General features: G+C 59.8%; 13 protein-coding genes and 1 pseudogene. 7 read left to right on the top strand and 7 right to left on the bottom strand.

Annotation, left to right across the window (positions count from 1 at the left end; all coding sequences use genetic code 11):
* Positions 1–2: 2 nt before the first annotated feature.
* From CLV74_RS01270 to CLV74_RS01250, 5 genes and pseudogenes are all read left to right on the top strand, one after another.
* Positions 3–1145, top strand: a complete 1143-nt coding sequence (locus tag CLV74_RS01270) for an acyl-CoA dehydrogenase family protein (protein WP_106262392.1) — start codon at positions 3–5, stop codon at positions 1143–1145.
* Positions 1142–2176, top strand: coding sequence for an enoyl-CoA hydratase/isomerase family protein (locus tag CLV74_RS01265; protein WP_106262391.1), 1035 nt, complete (start codon positions 1142–1144; stop codon positions 2174–2176). The genes CLV74_RS01270 and CLV74_RS01265 overlap by 4 nt, the downstream gene beginning before the upstream one ends.
* A gap of 75 nt (positions 2177–2251) precedes the next feature.
* Positions 2252–3130 (top strand): annotated as a pseudogene (gene mmsB, locus CLV74_RS01260) (3-hydroxyisobutyrate dehydrogenase); the annotation flags it as partial.
* An 82-nt stretch (positions 3131–3212) separates the two neighbouring features.
* Positions 3213–3554, top strand: a complete 342-nt coding sequence (locus CLV74_RS01255; protein WP_106262389.1) for an excinuclease ABC subunit A — start codon at positions 3213–3215, stop codon at positions 3552–3554.
* A 99-nt stretch (positions 3555–3653) separates the two neighbouring features.
* Entirely contained in the window at positions 3654–3854 is a 201-nt protein-coding gene (locus CLV74_RS01250) for a YgaP family membrane protein (protein ID WP_106262388.1), read from the top strand.
* Positions 3855–3858: 4 nt separating this feature from the next.
* Here the strand turns inward: CLV74_RS01250 and CLV74_RS01245 are convergent, their stop codons facing one another.
* The 7 genes from CLV74_RS01245 to CLV74_RS01215 form a co-directional block, all read right to left on the bottom strand.
* A complete protein-coding gene (locus CLV74_RS01245) occupies positions 3859–4245 on the bottom strand; it encodes a hypothetical protein (RefSeq protein ID WP_106262387.1) in 387 nt (128 codons plus the stop codon).
* A gap of 99 nt (positions 4246–4344) precedes the next feature.
* Positions 4345–7206 carry an excinuclease ABC subunit UvrA gene (uvrA, locus tag CLV74_RS01240; RefSeq protein ID WP_106262386.1) on the bottom strand — a complete coding sequence of 954 codons (2862 nt, stop codon included), beginning with the start codon at positions 7204–7206 and terminating at the stop codon, positions 4345–4347.
* Between the two features lie 261 nt (positions 7207–7467).
* Entirely contained in the window at positions 7468–8862 is a 1395-nt protein-coding gene (gene lpdA, locus CLV74_RS01235; RefSeq protein WP_106262385.1) for a dihydrolipoyl dehydrogenase, read from the bottom strand.
* A gap of 67 nt (positions 8863–8929) precedes the next feature.
* A complete protein-coding gene (locus tag CLV74_RS01230; RefSeq protein ID WP_106262384.1) occupies positions 8930–9532 on the bottom strand; it encodes a DUF924 family protein in 603 nt (200 codons plus the stop codon).
* Positions 9533–9614: 82 nt separating this feature from the next.
* Complete coding sequence (locus CLV74_RS01225) at positions 9615–10877, bottom strand: MFS transporter (RefSeq protein ID WP_106262383.1); 1263 nt, start codon at positions 10875–10877, stop codon at positions 9615–9617.
* A gap of 97 nt (positions 10878–10974) precedes the next feature.
* Positions 10975–12024 carry a tRNA preQ1(34) S-adenosylmethionine ribosyltransferase-isomerase QueA gene (gene queA / locus CLV74_RS01220; RefSeq protein ID WP_106262382.1) on the bottom strand — a complete coding sequence of 350 codons (1050 nt, stop codon included), beginning with the start codon at positions 12022–12024 and terminating at the stop codon, positions 10975–10977.
* Between the two features lie 10 nt (positions 12025–12034).
* Positions 12035–15403 carry a YhdP family protein gene (locus CLV74_RS01215; RefSeq protein ID WP_106262381.1) on the bottom strand — a complete coding sequence of 1123 codons (3369 nt, stop codon included), beginning with the start codon at positions 15401–15403 and terminating at the stop codon, positions 12035–12037.
* 47 nt (positions 15404–15450) lie between these two features.
* On the opposite strand from CLV74_RS01215, the gene bcp reads away from it, so the two are divergent.
* Together bcp and CLV74_RS01205 are read left to right on the top strand one after the other, a co-directional pair.
* Complete coding sequence (bcp, locus tag CLV74_RS01210; RefSeq protein WP_106262617.1) at positions 15451–15912, top strand: thioredoxin-dependent thiol peroxidase; 462 nt, start codon at positions 15451–15453, stop codon at positions 15910–15912.
* Between the two features lie 17 nt (positions 15913–15929).
* On the top strand, positions 15930–16733 hold the full coding sequence (locus CLV74_RS01205; RefSeq protein ID WP_106262618.1) for a ferritin-like domain-containing protein: 804 nt from the start codon (positions 15930–15932) through the stop codon (positions 16731–16733).
* Positions 16734–16842 lie beyond the last annotated feature (109 nt).

The following is a 16842-nucleotide window of genomic DNA, read 5'->3' as shown; positions in this document are numbered from 1 at the left end:
GCATGGATTTTTCACTGACCGAGGAACAACAGGCCATTTTTGATATGGCCCGCGCCTTTGGCGAAGACCGCATTGCGCCCAACGCGCAGGCTTGGGAAAAGGCGGGAACGATCCCGCGCGATCTATGGGATGAGCTGTCCGAACTGGGGTTCGGCGGCCTTTATGTCAGCGAAGAGAACGGCGGCGCCGGTCTTGGCAGGCTGGATGCAACGCTGGTCTTTGAGGCCCTTTCGATGGCCTGCCCGCCCACCGCGGCGTTCCTGTCGATCCACAACATGTGCGCCCGTATGCTGGATGCCTACGCCAGCGACGATCTACGCGACCGCTACCTGCCGGACGCCCTGACCATGGCGAACTTCATGTCCTACTGCCTGACCGAGCCTGGCTCGGGCAGTGACGCGGCAGCCTTGCGCACCACTGCCAAGCTGACCGACAAAGGTTATGTGCTGAACGGCACCAAGGCGTTTATCTCGGGCGGCGGTTATTCCGACAGCTATATCGTCATGGCCCGCACGGGCGAGGATGGCCCCAAGGGCGTTTCGGCCTTTGTGGTCCCCAGCGATGCGCCAGGCCTCAGCTTTGGTGGCCTTGAAGACAAGATGGGCTGGAAGGCACAGCCCACCCGTCAGGTCCAGATGGATGACTGCCTGATCCCTGCCGCGAACCTTCTGGGCACCGAAGGCCAAGGCTTCAAATACGCAATGGCAGGCCTTGATGGCGGTCGTCTGAACATTGCCGCCTGCTCGCTTGGCGGCGCACAGACCGCCCTGAACGCAACGCTCACCTATATGGCCGAGCGTAAAGCCTTCGGCAAAACGCTGGACCAGTTCCAAGCTTTGCAGTTCCGCATTGCCGATATGGAGATCGAGCTACAAGCCGCCCGCACATTCCTGCGGCAGGCTGCTTGGAAACTGGACAATAAAACCCCCGATGCCTCGCGCTATTGTGCCATGGCCAAGAAACTGGTCACCGAAACCGGCAGCCGCGTGGCAGACCAGTGCCTGCAACTTCATGGGGGCTACGGCTATCTGGCGGACTACGGGATCGAGAAACTGGTCCGCGACCTGCGCGTCCACCAGATCCTTGAAGGCACCAATGAAATCATGCGCGTGATCGTGGCGCGCCAAATGACGGCGGGCCAATGACCGAAGACGTCCACATTCGCATCGAAGGCCGCGCGGGTCGGATCACTCTGACCCGCCCCAAAGCATTGAACGCCCTAAGCCACGAAATGGCGCAGGTCATCGCGCAAGCCCTTAAAGACTGGCAGGATGATCCGACCGTCGCTCTGGTTATGATCGATAGCGAAGGGGAACGTGCCTTCTGCGCCGGCGGCGATATCGCCGAGCTTTACCGGCAAGGAACCGAAGGCATTTTCGGCCCCGCCCGCCAGTTCTGGTCCGACGAATACCGGATGAACGCCCATTTCGCCGAATACCCCAAACCGGTGGTAAGCTTTCTGCATGGCTTCGTCATGGGCGGCGGCGTGGGCCTTGGCTGCCACGGCAGCCACCGCATCGTAGGCGACAGCAGCCGTATCGCCATGCCAGAATGCGGCATCGGCCTGATCCCCGATGTGGGCGGCACCTACCTACTTTCCAAAGCGCCCGGCCAGTTGGGGGCCTACTTCGGCCTCACAGGCGCGCGGATGACTGCACCTGACGCCGTCGCCGCAGGCTTTGCCGATGCCTATATCCCCGAAGACCGCTGGGACGCGCTCAAGACGCTGCTGTCGCAGACCGGCGACATCACCGCGATTGACAGCCACATCGCGCCCTTGCCCGATAGCCCTGTTGCACCACTGCAAGACCAGATCGACCAGCATTTCAGCGCCGCTGATGTTCCCGCGATACTGGACGGCCTCGCCGCGGCAACCAGCGACTTTGCGCAGGACACTTTGAAAACCCTCGGACACCACGCGCCGATGGCCATGTGCGCCACGCTCGCTCTTATCCGCATGGCACCCAAAGACATTCGCGAAGCCCTGACCAACGAATATCGCTACACCTACCGCGCACCGGAAGAAGGCGATTTCCTAGAAGGCATCCGCGCCCAAATCATCGAAAAGGACCGAAACCCCAAATGGCACCACGCCAGCGCCGCCGAGGTTCCGCCCGAACAGCTACAGGCCATGCTTTCCCCCCTCGGAGACAATGACCTGACCTTTTCTTCTTGATTTAAATACTCATCATCTCGCCACCCACCACGGGCGGCGCTTCAGAATAGCACTCCACCGGCTCTCAGAGAGGAGACCCACATGCGGATCGGATTTATCGGCCTCGGAAACATGGGCGCACCAATGGCACTGAATCTCATTAAGGGTGGCCATGACGTGCTTGGCTATGACGCTGCAGGCCACATCGACGCTGACATTCCTCAGGCTGACAGCGTGACCGCGGCTGTCAAAGACGCAGATGTCGTCATCACCATGCTTCCCAACGGTGCGATCTTGCGTCAGGTGACCGACCAGATTTTCGGCATCATGCAGCCGGGCGCGGTGCATCTGGATTGCTCGACCGTTGATGTGGAAAGCGCCCGCCTTGTGGCGCAGCAGGCCAACGCCAAGGGCCTCGGCGCGCTGGATGCCCCTGTTTCGGGCGGCGTCGGCGGCGCTGCGGCTGGCACGCTGACCTTCATGGTCGGCGGCTCGGACGAGGCCTTTGCCACCGCCAAATCGCTCTTTGACATCATGGGCCAGAAGGCCGTGCATTGCGGCCCATCGGGTAACGGTCAGGCGGCGAAAATCTGCAACAACATGATCCTTGGTGTCACCATGATCGCCACCTGCGAAGCCTTTGCCCTTGCGGACAAACTGGGGTTGGACCGGCAGGCGATGTTTGATGTGGTCTCGACCTCGTCGGGCGCCAGCTGGTCGATCAACGCCTACTGCCCTGCCCCCGGTGTTGGCCCGCAGTCCCCTGCGGACAACGACTACAAGCCCGGCTTTGCCGCAGACCTGATGCTGAAAGATCTGCGCCTTAGCCAGATCGCCGCACAGGACGTGGACGCGGACACCCCCATGGGTCAACTGGCCCGCGATCTTTATACCCAGTTCGTCGAAGAAGAAGACGGCAAGGGCCGCGACTTCAGCGCCATGCTGCCGCGCTTCTCGGGCCGCAGCCGCCCGTAAGCGCCGCTCACCTTTGCGCGAGGCGGGAACTGACCGCCCCGCGTGCCGCGTTGTATCCTTGAGAAATGGAAAGGATACGACCATGAAAGCCACGTCCCTTGCCCTGATTGCCGCACTGGCCGCCCTGCCCCTTGGCTCTGCCGCATGGGCGGGGCCGCGAAACGCTGGCGGCTGCCCACCCGGTCTGGCCAAAAAATCGCCCGCTTGCGTGCCCCCCGGTCAGGCGAAGAAGCACGATGATCATGTCCAGCACTATCAACGCGGCGACCGGATCGTGGTCTACCAGCGTCTAGAGCGCCCTACCCGCTACGGCCTAGATGGTCATGACGACTACGTTGTCTCGGACGGAAACGTTTATCGCATGAACCAAGAAACCGGAGAGGTGCTGGCCTTCATCGGGGCGCTTGCCAACCTGATGAACTAAGTCATCACGAAGCTGTCATCGCGGGTCTCTTGAGGCCACTGTACAAAAGCAACTCCTTCATATACATTCCAATTCAAGAATATTATGTAGGAGTCGTTCATGTTTTCCAAGAATGTTGGCGGCCTTGACCGCATCGCACGCATCGTCGTTGGCCTCGCTCTGCTGGCGGGCTTCATGCTGAATGCGGATGCCGAATACCGTTGGCTCTACCTGATCGGGATCATCCCGCTGGCAACCGGACTGATGTCCAGCTGCCCGCTGTATTCGATATTCGGCCTGAACACCTGCCCGCGCAAGTAAGGCGCTATTTGTCGAAGGGTGTGCGCCCATCCACACCCAGATGATCGGCAAATTTAAAGCAGTAGGTCCACCACTCTCCGAGTTCTTGCCGGTTGGCGGGGTTATCCCATTGACCGGCATCCCAACGCTCATGCCAAAGCTGGCGCTTATCTGCATCAGTCTTTTCGACATAAGCCGCATTCGTGCGCCGCAGCGCCTCGGCCCGCATATTCTTCGCTGTTCCGACAAAGAAATCCATCTCAGCGCTATCGCCGGGCATCGGTGTCTGCTCGCCTGTCAGCAATTCGATCAGCACCGCGCATTCCACCAGACTTTCCTCAAAGGGCTGCCCTGCTGTGGCCACCACGGGCGTCAGGCACATTGCCGCAATCAAACCAATCCGCGTCTTCATAGAAGTCTCCTTCCAGTCAATTGAAAGAAGAAATGACGTTTTGAATTGGCGAGGGTTAGGCACAAAAAGGCGGAACCGTGACAGTTCCGCCCGTATCCGTTATTCGGCTGCGACCCGTTTCTTGGGTTTGAGCATATCCACCAGATAATGCCCCGTGTGGCTGCGCGGCTCTTTCGCGACGGCCTCGGGCGTGCCACTGGCCACGACCTCACCGCCGCCATCGCCGCCTTCAGGACCGATATCGATGATCCAGTCAGCGGTTTTGATGACATCGAGGTTATGCTCGATCACCACCACGCTGTTGCCTTGCTCAACCAGTTCATGCAGCACTTCCAACAGCTTACGCACGTCTTCAAAGTGCAGACCGGTGGTCGGCTCATCCAGAATATACAGGGTGCGCCCCGTGGACCGCTTGGCCAGTTCCTTGGACAGTTTCACCCGCTGCGCCTCGCCCCCCGATAGGGTCGTCGCCTGCTGGCCGACCTTGATGTAACCAAGGCCCACCCGCATCAGCGCATCCATCTTTTCGCGGATACTGGGCACGGCGCTAAAGAACTCCTGCGCATCCTCAACGGTCATATCCAGCACATCGGCAATGGATTTGCCCTTGAAAGTGACCTCCAGCGTCTCGCGGTTATAGCGTTTCCCCTTACAGGTTTCACAGGTCACATAGACGTCGGGCAAGAAGTGCATCTCAATCTTGATGACACCATCGCCCTGACAGGCCTCACAGCGGCCACCCTTGACGTTAAAGCTGAATCGGCCGGGCTTATAGCCCCGCGCCTTAGCCTCAGGCAGACCGGCGAACCAGTCGCGGATCGGCGTGAACGCCCCCGTATAGGTCGCAGGGTTGGACCGAGGCGTCCGCCCGATGGGCCGCTGATCAATGTCGATCACCTTATCCAGATGCTCCAGCCCCTTGATGGTCTGGCACGGCGCAGGCACCTGCTTGGCCCCGTTCAACCGCATCGAGGCGGTCTTGAACAGCGTCTCAATCGTCAGGGTCGATTTTCCCCCGCCCGAGACACCGCTGACGCAGACAAACTTGCCTAGCGGGAAGTCCACCGTCACATCTTTCAGGTTGTTGCCCGTGGCCTTGACCACCTGCACCTTCTTGCCGTTCCCCTCGCGCCGCTCGGTCGGTACCGCGATCTCACGCGCGCCACTCAGGTACTGCCCCGTGACCGAGGCCGGATCCGCCGCCAGTTCCGCTGGGGTCCCTTTGGCGACCACCTGACCACCGTGGACACCTGCGCCTGGTCCAATGTCAAAAACGTAATCCGCCTCACGGATCGCATCCTCGTCATGCTCGACCACGATCACCGTGTTCCCCTGATCGCGCAGGTTCTTCAGGGTGGTCAGCAGACGGTCATTATCCCGCTGGTGCAACCCGATCGAAGGTTCGTCCAGCACATAAAGCACCCCTGTCAGACCGCTACCGATCTGGCTGGCCAGACGAATACGCTGGCTTTCGCCACCTGACAGAGTGCCCGCATTCCGCGACAGGGTAAGATACTCCAGCCCCACGTTATTAAGGAAACCCAGACGTTCGCGGATTTCCTTCAGAATAGCACTAGCGATTTCATTCTTCTGCTTCGACAGCGCCTCAGGCACAGTCAGGCACCATTCATAGGCCTGACGAATGGACATCTGCACCACCTGACCGATGTGCAGACCGCCGATCTTCACCGCCAATGCTTCATCCCGCAGACGGTAGCCGTCACAAGTCCCGCAAGAGCGGTTGTTCTGATACCGCTCGAATTCCTCGCGGATCCAGTTGGAATCCGTCTCGCGATAGCGCCGCTCCATATTCGGAATTACGCCCTCAAAGACGCGGCTTACCTGATAGACGCGGCCGCCTTCGTCATAACGGAACTCGATTTCGTCATCACCCGAGCCATAGAGGAACACCTGCTTCACATGGGCAGGCAGGTCCTTCCACTTGGTGTTCTTGTTAAACTCATAGTGCTTGGCGATGGCCTCGATGGTCTGAAGGAAATACGGCGATTTCCCTTTGCGCCAAGGGGCCAGCGCCCCGTCATAGACCTTCAGGTCCTCATCCGGCACCACCAGCTTTTCATCAAAGAACAACTCTACCCCAAGGCCGTCACACTCGGGACAGGCCCCGAAAGGCGCGTTGAATGAAAAAAGGCGCGGCTCGATCTCGGGGATGGTAAAACCGCTGACCGGACAGGCGAAATTCTCGCTGAAAGTAATGCGTTCCGGCTCGCCTTCACTGGGGGCAGTCTCAAGAATGGCAATGCCATCGGCCAAATCCAAAGCGGTGCGGAAACTGTCGGCCAAACGGGTCTCCATCCCGTCGCGCACGACAATCCGGTCTACGACCACATCAATGTCATGACGGAATTTCTTGTCCAGCGCCGGTGGCTCGTCCAACTCATAGAAGGCACCATCCACCTTCACACGCTGGAAACCCTGCTTGCGCAGCTCCAGAAATTCCTTGCGATACTCGCCCTTCCGGTCCCGCACGATGGGCGCCAACAGATAGGCACGGGTGCCCTCTTCCATGCCCATCACGCGGTCGACCATATCCTGCACCTGCTGCGCCTCAATGGGCAGGCCGGTCGCGGGGCTGTACGGAGTCCCCGCCCGCGCGAACAACAAACGCATATAGTCGTAAATCTCGGTCACCGTCCCGACCGTGGATCGGGGGTTCTTGCTGGTGGTCTTCTGCTCAATAGAAATCGCAGGGCTGAGGCCGCTGATGTGATCCACATCGGGCTTTTCCATCATATCAAGGAACTGCCGCGCATAGGCGCTCAGACTCTCGACATAACGGCGCTGGCCTTCCGCATAGATCGTATCGAACGCCAGCGAAGACTTCCCAGAGCCCGACAAACCGGTGATCACCACCAGCTGATCGCGCGGGATATCCACGTCGATGTTCTTCAAGTTATGCTCGCGCGCGCCGCGAACTTCGATGTGCTTCAACTCGGCCATTCTCGATCCCCACAAGGTGACCCACATCAAATAGGCCAGCTTGGCCGAGTCTCCAACACTTCATTAAGAACTTTTTAAGAACATCCGCACCAGAACGCCCTTTTCCTAGGGGCTTCGCAGCCGAAACAGACGCACTTCACATCGCACAACCAACTTCTTTATTGCCTAAATACTCACAATCCCGCCCGCATCACCTGCGCAAACGAAAAAGGCTCAGAGACATCCCTGCCCCTGAGCCCCGAATTCAAATCTGACTGCAAATCAAATGTGGATCGCGCGATCCCACGCATCCAGCACGCTTTCGTGCATCATCTCCGACAAGGTCGGGTGCGGGAAAACGGTTTCCATCAGATCCGCTTCGGTGGTCTCCAGCTTCTGGCCAACCACATAGCCTTGGATCAACTCGGTCACTTCCGCGCCAACCATGTGCGCGCCCAGCAGCTCGCCGGTCTTTTCATCAAAGACCGTCTTGATCATGCCTTCGGGCTCGCCCAGAGCGATTGCCTTACCGTTACCGATGAACGGGAAGCGGCCCACTTTGATCTTGTAGCCAGCCTCTTTCGCCTTCGCTTCGGTCAAACCGACGCTGGCGATCTGCGGATGGCAGTAGGTGCAGCCAGCGATGGTCTCGGGCTTCACGGGATGCGGATGACCGCCCGCGATGAACTCGGCAACCATGACCCCTTCATGCGAGGCTTTGTGCGCCAGCCACGGACCTTGGGTCGCGTCACCGATGACAAAGAGACCCTCGATGCCGGTACGGCAGTATTCATCGGTCACAGCAAAGCTGCGGTCGATCTTCACACCCAGTTCTTCCAGACCGATGCCGCCGGTGTTGGCAACGATGCCCACGGCCGAGATTACAGTGTCGAACTCTTCGGTCTCGGTCTTGCCGCCCATTTCGATGTGCGCGACGACCTTGCCGTTGCCACGGTCCAGCTTCTTGACCATGGCCTTTTCTTTGATCTTGATGCCCTGCTTCACGAAGGACTTCTTGGCGAAGGCCGCGATTTCCGCGTCCTCGACAGGCAGGATACGATCCTGCACTTCGACCACAGTCGTGTCGGCGCCAAGGGTGTTGTAGAAGCTGGCAAATTCGATGCCGATCGCTCCCGAGCCGATGACCAGCAGTTTCTTGGGCATCTTCTTGGGGGTCAGGGCGTGCTTGTAGGTCCAGACCAGATCGCCGTCGGCCTCAAGACCGGGCAGCTCTCGGGCGCGGGCGCCGGTGGCGACGATGATGTTCTTGGCAACCAGTTCTTCGGTGCCTTTGTCAGTCTTGACGCTAACCTTGCCCTTTGCGGGGATGGTCGCGCTGCCCATGATGACAGTGACTTTGTTCTTCTTCAGCAGGTGACCCACGCCACCATTCAGCTGCTTGGCCACGCCGCGCGAACGGGCGACAACCGCGTCCAGATCAAAGCCGATCTTTTCTGCCGACAGGCCGAACTCTTTGGCGCGGTGCATCAGGTGGAACACCTCGGACGAGCGCAGCAGCGCCTTGGTCGGGATACAGCCCCAGTTCAGGCAGATTCCACCCATATGCTCACGCTCGACCACGGCGGTCTTGAGACCCAGCTGCGCCGCCCGAATTGCGGCTACGTATCCGCCGGGGCCCGCCCCGATCACGACTACATCGAATTCCTTGGCGGCCATAGGCTCTCCTCCGATTCCAGAATTAGTTTGACGTTAAACTATCTGGAAAGAGGTCGCAATGAAACCGTCAGGAAACCGCCTCAGGAACCTTATTCTGGTGCTTTTCCTGCAACTCTTTCAGCAACTGGGCATAGCCGCCGTTTTCCAGAAATGCCTTTTCTGCTGCTGTGCTGCTGCGGCCAAGTGCTTCATTTCTGTAGGGAAAGCGGCCGAACTTGCGAATGATTTCACGGTGAACTTTCGCGTGCAGCAGGTTGCTCTCGCCTTCAGCGCCCATACGCTCGTGCATCAATCGGACGCAGCGGTCCTGATCGGTCTGACATTCAGAGTGCATCAAAGGCAGATAGAAGAACTGGCGCGCGGGTATGTCGATGCGCAGATCATAGCCGTAATCAATGCTCAGCTTGGCCGCCGCATGGCCCTGCACATCGCTGGTGAACGCTTTCGCCTGATTGCGGAACATGTTCCGCGGAAACTGGTCCTGAAGAATGATATAGGCCAGCGCCCCCGATGGGTACGTCAGCCACAGACCGAACGCGCCATCCTGTGCCTCTTCCCACATGGGCAGAAAGCGGTCGCGGATCTTCTGATCCAGTTCTTCGCTGCTGTTGTACCAGTCACTTGGCTTCAGTTCATCCAACCAGAATGAAAGTACGTCCTCGGGCTTCATTGTTCTATCTCCTGCTCGTATCCTACCCGAAAGGGTGTCATTCCGACGAAGCAGTGGAAAGTCACAAATTACAACAAGGATTTCAGTTCCGGATGTCGGAATCAGCCTGTTCCTGCGCCTCATGGGCGGCCTCGAACGACACCTCAACGCCCACGGCAGTCGCCGTCGGACTAAAGGGCGTGTAGGTCATAGTATCCTGCGCAGGGGGCGACGAACGCTGGGTCATCCGGTATCCCGCATATGCAGCAAGCGCATAGAAAAGAACCAGAATAATCAGGAAGAAGCCCGCCGGACCGGCTGTGTTCATCACCCAACCGGTGACCACGGGGCCGGCGATCGCGCCGAAGCCGTTGATGAAGATCATCCCAGACGAGGCCGCCGCCATATCGTCGAACTCCAGATAGTCATTCGTGTAAGCCAGCAGCAGCGCATAAAGCGGGTTCAGCATTCCGCCGATTGTGACTGCCGCCACCAGCAAAATGGTGAAATTTGAGGCAAACAACAGCCCGACAAGGCCACCAGTCCCGCCGCCCACGCAAAGCGCCAGGATCAGCACGCGGCGATCCATGCGGTCCGACAGCCAACCGATAGGGTATTGCAGCACCAATGCGCCCACAAAGAACGATGAGATAAAGATCGAAATCTCGGCGGTAGTCAGGCCCATCATGGTCCCAAAGACCGAGGCCATCCCGAACTGCGCCGCAAACAACCCGCCCGACAACAACATCCCCACGCAGCCAAGAGGCGAGATGCCGTAAAGCTTGCGCAGGGTCATCGGCTTGGTCGTCTCAAACGCCGGTGTTGGGCTGATCGACAGCAGAATGGGAGTGAAGGACACAGAAACCAGAATCGACGGGATCACAAACAGCAGATAGCCGCTAATATCGCCCACGTTCACCAGAAGCTGCGCGATGATGATGCCCACGGTCTGGACGATCATATAAAGCGACATCGCCTGACCGCGTGTCTCATTCGAGGCGGTGTTGTTCAGCCAGCTTTCCGCAGTCACATAAACCGCCGAGAAGCAAAAGCCGATCGCCACCCGCCCCAACATCCACGCCCAAGGGGTAGTGATGGCAGGATACAGGATCAGAACGCCGGAGATCAGGCTGGCCAGCGCGGCGAATACGCGCACATGGCCCACACGGCGGATCATCTCTGGCGCCAGACGCGAACCGCCAAGGAAGCCAACGAAATAGGCCGACATGACCAGCGACATGTTGAAGGTAGAAAACCCTTCATAGGCTCCGCGCAGACCGAGCAGAGTGCCCTGCATCCCGTTGCCGACCATCAGCAGCATAAGACCCAGCAATAGCGCCCATGCACTGCCCAAAACCTGAAGCATTCTGTTTCCTTCCGTCTTGTTCCTTGCGGCGTTTGCACCTCACCGGGCTACAGCAACCATATTCACACTTGATAGCACCCCGTGGATGACACGGGGCTTATGGGAACAGCAATGACGCGTCCCCATAAGAAAAGAAACGATATTCTTGCGATATTGCATGTTCGTAAACGTCCAATATCCGGTCATGCCCGACCAATGCGGCCACCAGCATCATCAGGGTAGATTTGGGCAGGTGAAAGTTCGTCATCAAGGCATCGGCCACTTTGAATTCAAAGCCGGGATAGATGAAGATATCGGTCTCGCCCTGCCATGGCGCAATAGCGCCTGTGTCGCGGGCAGCGGTCTCGATCAGGCGCAGGGCGGTGGTGCCCACGGGGATCACACGGCCACCGGCGGCTTTGGTTGCGGCGATCTCGGCGGCGGCTTCTTCGCTGACATGTCCCCATTCGGCGTGCATCTTGTGGGTGGTTACATCCTCGACCTTCACGGGCAGAAAGGTGCCTGCCCCCACGTGCAAGGTCACATGGGTGAACTGAACACCCTTGGCCCGCAGCGCCGAAAGCAGCGCATCATCAAAGTGCAGTGACGCCGTCGGGGCAGCCACCGCACCGGAATTGCGTGCCCAGACGGTCTGGTAATCCTCTTTGTCCTGCGCATCGGCTTGACGCTTGGCCGCGATGTAGGGCGGCAAGGGCATGGCCCCCGCTTCGGCCAGTGCGGCATCGAAATCATCGCCCGACAGGTTGAACTCTAGTACCGCCTGCCCCTCTTCGCGGGCCACAAGCTGCGCACTCAGTGCATCCGAAAACACAATCCACTCGCCTTCGTTCACCTTGCGCAGCGGCTTGATCAAGGCTGCCCATTGTCCATTGGGGCGCGGCTCTAGCAGCGTGACCTCGATCTTGGCACTGACGCGGCCCTGCGCACTGTCGCGCCAGCGCAACCCGAACAGGCGCGCTGGGATCACTTTAGTGTCGTTCAACACCAGCCGGTCACCGGCCTGCAACTGGTCCACCAGATCGGTCACGCGCAGATCGGAAATCCCGCTAGGACGGCTGACCAAGAGCCGCGCCGAACTGCGCGGCTTGGCGGGGCGCGTGGCAATCAGGGTCTCGGGCAGGTGGAAGTCGAAGTCGCTAAGTTTCACTGTCTGTCTTTCACTGGGTCACGCTGGGGGGCGGGCGGCGGAAAATCTCTCTGAACATGCCCGGGGTCAAGACCGAAAGCGGGTTCACCCCGACCTGCGGGGCCTCCGTCGGCCCTTGTAACGTAAAGTTAAAGCCGAACAGCCCCTCGCCCTGCCGCGACGAGAAGATATTGCCGATGCCATTGAGCATATAGATCGGCGACAGCACCCCTTGCAGGTCCAGCCGCTTGGATGCCAGATCAATGACCCCATCCAGCGACAACCCCATCGAAGGGCCAATCGCGCTGGCTTGCTGCAAGATCAACCGCTTGGGCATAAGCCGGAATTTCGCATCCACGCTTGAGAAATAGATGCCGCCGTTCGCCATCTGATCCAGCAGCCCCACCACGCTCATGGCGTTCAGCAAGGCGGTCACCGTGGGCGCGTCATAGACCCGCGTCTCTGAAATCGAGAGGACCCCGTCATAGGTGCCCGCATCATCCACCGGTGTCATGGTCAGTTGCATTACGCCGCCGTTCGCATGGGCCAGAATGCCCGCGTCGCGCATCACATCACCGCCATCGCGGCTGGTGACGTTCAGCGCCGTGCCCGGCCCGCTCGGTGCGATCCGCACGCTGAGAGGCGCGTTGCCGTTCATCTTTGCCTCGATCGTGCCGCGCGCGCCGCCCGTGGTGGCCAGATCGCCATTGGCCGAGCCAAGCCACATGGTATCGGCGAACTGAAGCCGCATGTTGCTTAGGCGGATCGGGCTGGTCTCTTTCTTCGAGGGCTTGCTCTTCGGCATTTTGCGGATATCGACCTTGCCGTCCGACAAAGAAATCAGCGGTGGCGCGCTGCCCGAATTCATCGTCAGGGTCACCGGCGAATCCAGCCAGTTTCCCGCCCGCACCCGATCAAAGACCACCTTGTTCACCTTGCCCGCCGCATCCGTATCAACCCGCCCGTTCAGCAGCAGCCCCGCCGCATCGAAAGACAGGCGCGGCACGCGCACAGGGTTGATCGTGCCCGACACAGCCAGAGTGCCCGCAGTGTCTTTGCCCTTGGACCAGCCCAAGGACTCCAGCCCCATGGACAGTCCTTTGAGGTTGCTTTTCAGCCCGAACTCGACCGGCGCGCCCTTTGGCAGGGCCAGATCCAGTTGCACCAGCCCCTGCCCCGTGATGCGCACATCCCCCAAATCGATGTTCAGTTCATCCAGTGTGCGCTCGCTCAGTTCGACCTGAGCGTTGACCCTAGGGATCTTGCCCTCGGCCAAGGTAAACGTCCCGTCAAAGGGCACCGCGCCAAAGCGACCCTTGCCATTGATCACGACCGAACCCGGGGTTGCGTGGACCTTCAGGCTTGGGGCGGCCAATGTGCGGCCCGGCACCAGCTTGGTGGTCCGCACGTCCCGCGTCAGGCCGATGATGTCATAACGCAGATCCTCTTTCGGCAGGTTCTTCATCAGCTTGAGGTCAATGCGCCCCGTCACACTGGCCTGACCATCGGCCAAGGTGACCGGCAGGTTGGCTTTGCTCATGACCTCCAGCTTGGGCGAATCCAAAAGCGAAAGCATTGAGGTCACCGTGCCTTCAAGGTTCAAATCCACAAAGGCTTCGGGATCGCGCGGCTTCAAAAGCGGTATCTCAAACCGCGTGCCTGCCGCGTCCACAGGACCACCGACCGAAGGGGTCACCGTCCCCTGATCCAGCCGGACGGCAAAGCGTTTGTCCGCCAGCGTCGCGCGGCCATAACCTTCGGTGATCGGTGGCATGGTGCCCAGAAACCGGACAGTGGCGTCCTCATAGGAAAATTCCAGATGGGGCTGCGGCTTTTGGCCGGGCGCGGCGGTCAGGTAGAACTGCACGTCCTCAAGCGTACCGCCCAAGACATTGGCCGCCACCCATTCCCGCGTCTTCGGCACCGCCCGTTCGGGCCAGTGGGCCATGACCGTTTCGACCGTCAGATCACTGCCCTCGGCCAGAATCCCGACGGACCACCCTTCAGGCAGGGCCTTCACATCCCCCCGCAATGAGATCGGCTGACCATCGACCACCAGTTCAAGCTGCCCGATCTGCAAGGCAAAGGGACGCATGTGGAACCGCAGCGCCGCATTGGCCCGCGCGATGGATACTGGCTGCGGCAACAGATCTGCAGTCTCGACCGACAGGGCCGAGATAGTGAACTGCGTCTCAAGCCCCGAGGGCCAGTTCGCCCCCTCCGGCCAGACCAACAGGGCCGAGCCCTCGACACTGCCGGAAATCCACGCGCTTTTAACCGACAACTCGTCAAAGGTCAGAACCTGCGCCTTGGGATCATAGGTGAAATAGGTGCGTGCGCTGTCGAAAGGCAACGGCACCGTGTTGTTGTTCGGGCGCAAAGCCCCTGCCCCGATCACAAGCGAGGCGCTCAGCGCGTCCAGATTGCCTCGCGCATCCACCTGCCCCCGCATCGAGCCGCTCAGCGGCGCTTCAAGCGCGCCAAGGAAGGCCGTCGCAGGCAATTGCGTTGCGATATCTTGCGCCAGCAAATCACTGATGTTGATGCCGAATTCTGCATCGTGCTGCCCTAAGGTCCGTTCATAAAACGCCTCAAGCGTGGCCGCATCCGCACCGCCCGTCAGCAGGGTCAGCGCCGTGTCTATCCGCAGGCTTTCACCCTTGCGCACAACGGTCACGCGGCCGCCATCCATAGTCCAGCTGCGCTCTGCCCGCAGGTCGGAATAGCGCAGGGTCATGGCCCGTGCCTCAACCGTGCGCAGGGCCGACAGTTCCGGCGTGGCCAGCGCAAGATCCATATTTTTCATCAGATCGGTGAATGAGATCGACCGCTCGACCGGCACATCACCCGCGCTGAAGGCCAGATCAAAAGCCCCTTCGCGGTTGCGCGTCAGGTCAACCACGATTCCGGTGACTTCGATGTGTTCGGCTGCAACCACCCGCCGCAGCAGGCTGCGCCCCGAAAGGTTCACCCGCATCTGGCCCACACGGGCCAAAACCGCGCCTTCCTTGTCCTGAATGGCAGTATCGCGCAACTCGACCCACGGGCGCAGACTGTGATCCACGGTTAGGTAAATCTCGCCCAAGGCAACACGGGCTCCGGTCCCCTGCCGCGCCAACGCCCCTTCCAGACGGGCCTCGGCCCAATCTGGCAGACGGATCTGACGGTCCAGCAAGGTCAATGCCCCGCCGACGGGGATCAGCACCAGCAGCACAAAGACCACGACCAGTGCCGTCAGCAAAGGACGGCGGCGTTTGTCTTCGCGGGCCTCGGCCTTTGGCGCATCCTGCGCAATCGCCTTTTCGGACGCCTTTATAGAGACCTGTTCCGCCTGCTCGGCGCCAGAGGCCTTGTCCCCCACGGCGGGCTTTTCGCCCTCGGTCTCTTTCTTTTCGTTCATCACGCCCTAGAGTGCCAGCAAACGGAATAACTGCAAGGTGTATGCACATGCTTGAGATCGGCACGAAAGCCCCCTCTTTTACACTCCCCCGTGATGGTGGCGAAGAAGTCGCGCTGGACAGCCTGCGCGGGCAGAAAGTTGTCCTCTACTTCTACCCCAAAGATGACACCCCCGGCTGCACAAAACAGGCCATCGCCTTTACCGAACACGCCGAGGCTTTTGCTGCGGCCAATGCGGTGGTCCTTGGCGTCTCGAAGGACACGGTTGCCAAGCACGACAAGTTCCGCGACAAGCACGGCCTGAGTGTCATCCTGCTCTCGGACGAGACCAGCGATGTGTGCGAACGCTACGGCGTTTGGAAGGAAAAGAACATGTACGGGCGCACCTACATGGGGATCGAGCGGACCACCGTTCTGATCGACGAGACCGGCAACATCGCCCGCGTCTGGCCCAAGGTCAAAGTGCCCGGACATGTGGAAGAGGTACTGGAGGCGGTGAAAGCGCTGTGACCAAAACGCTGACGGAAATGGCCACCGAGGTGCTGACCTGCGGTGATGGACGTGCAAAGACCGAGCTGTCGCGCAAGCACGCCAAAACTTGGTTTGACGCCCGCAAAGCCGGAGAGGTCATTCCCGTCGGCACCGCCAACCCGCCCCTGCAGCCAGCCCGCCCTGAAAAGCCCGAATTGCTGGACCCGCGCGATGTGCCGCGCCGCCGTCCCGGCAGTCTTCAGGGGCGGATCGCCCTACTACATGCCGTGGCCCACATCGAATTGAACGCCGTGGACCTGCACTGGGATATCATTGCCCGCTTTGGTCACGTACCCTTTCCTATCGGCTTCTATGATGACTGGGTAAAATCGGCGGATGAAGAGTCCAAACACTTCAACCTGATCTGCGACTGTCTGGAGCGTCTTGGCAGCCATTATGGCGCGATGCCCGCCCATGCCGGCATGTGGCGCGCTGCAGAGGATACCGCCGAAGACATCATGGGCCGTCTGGCCGTCGTGCCGATGGTTCTGGAGGCCCGCGGTCTGGACGTGACCCCCGGCATGATCGAGATCTTTCGCAAGGCCAAAGACGATGATGCCGTCGCTGCCCTAGAAGTGATTTATGGCGAGGAAGTCGGCCATGTGGCCTTCGGCTCCAAGTGGTTCCATTTCCTGTGCGGACGGGAAAATCTGGACCCCAAGGATGTCTTCCACGAACTGGTGCGCAAATACTTCCATGGGGCGCTAAAGCCTCCGTTTAACGAAGAAAAACGCGCCGAAGCCGGGATTCCGCCCGATTTCTACTGGCCCCTGACCGAAACCGGCGCCGTCGCGGATTAAGGTTCCGAATCCGGAACACTCCGCGCGCGGATCGGCAAAATCACGCCGAAACGGCAAGATACGGCGCTTAGGTCAAAGAACTTTCCCTAAAACTGTTGCGTGAAAAACG

The organism is Donghicola tyrosinivorans (assembly GCF_003003355.1).
Taxonomy (GTDB): Bacteria; Pseudomonadota; Alphaproteobacteria; order Rhodobacterales; family Rhodobacteraceae; genus Donghicola; species Donghicola tyrosinivorans.
The sequence above is the reverse complement of the archived record's forward strand: the minus strand, read 5'-3'. Positions and strand labels throughout refer to the sequence as shown.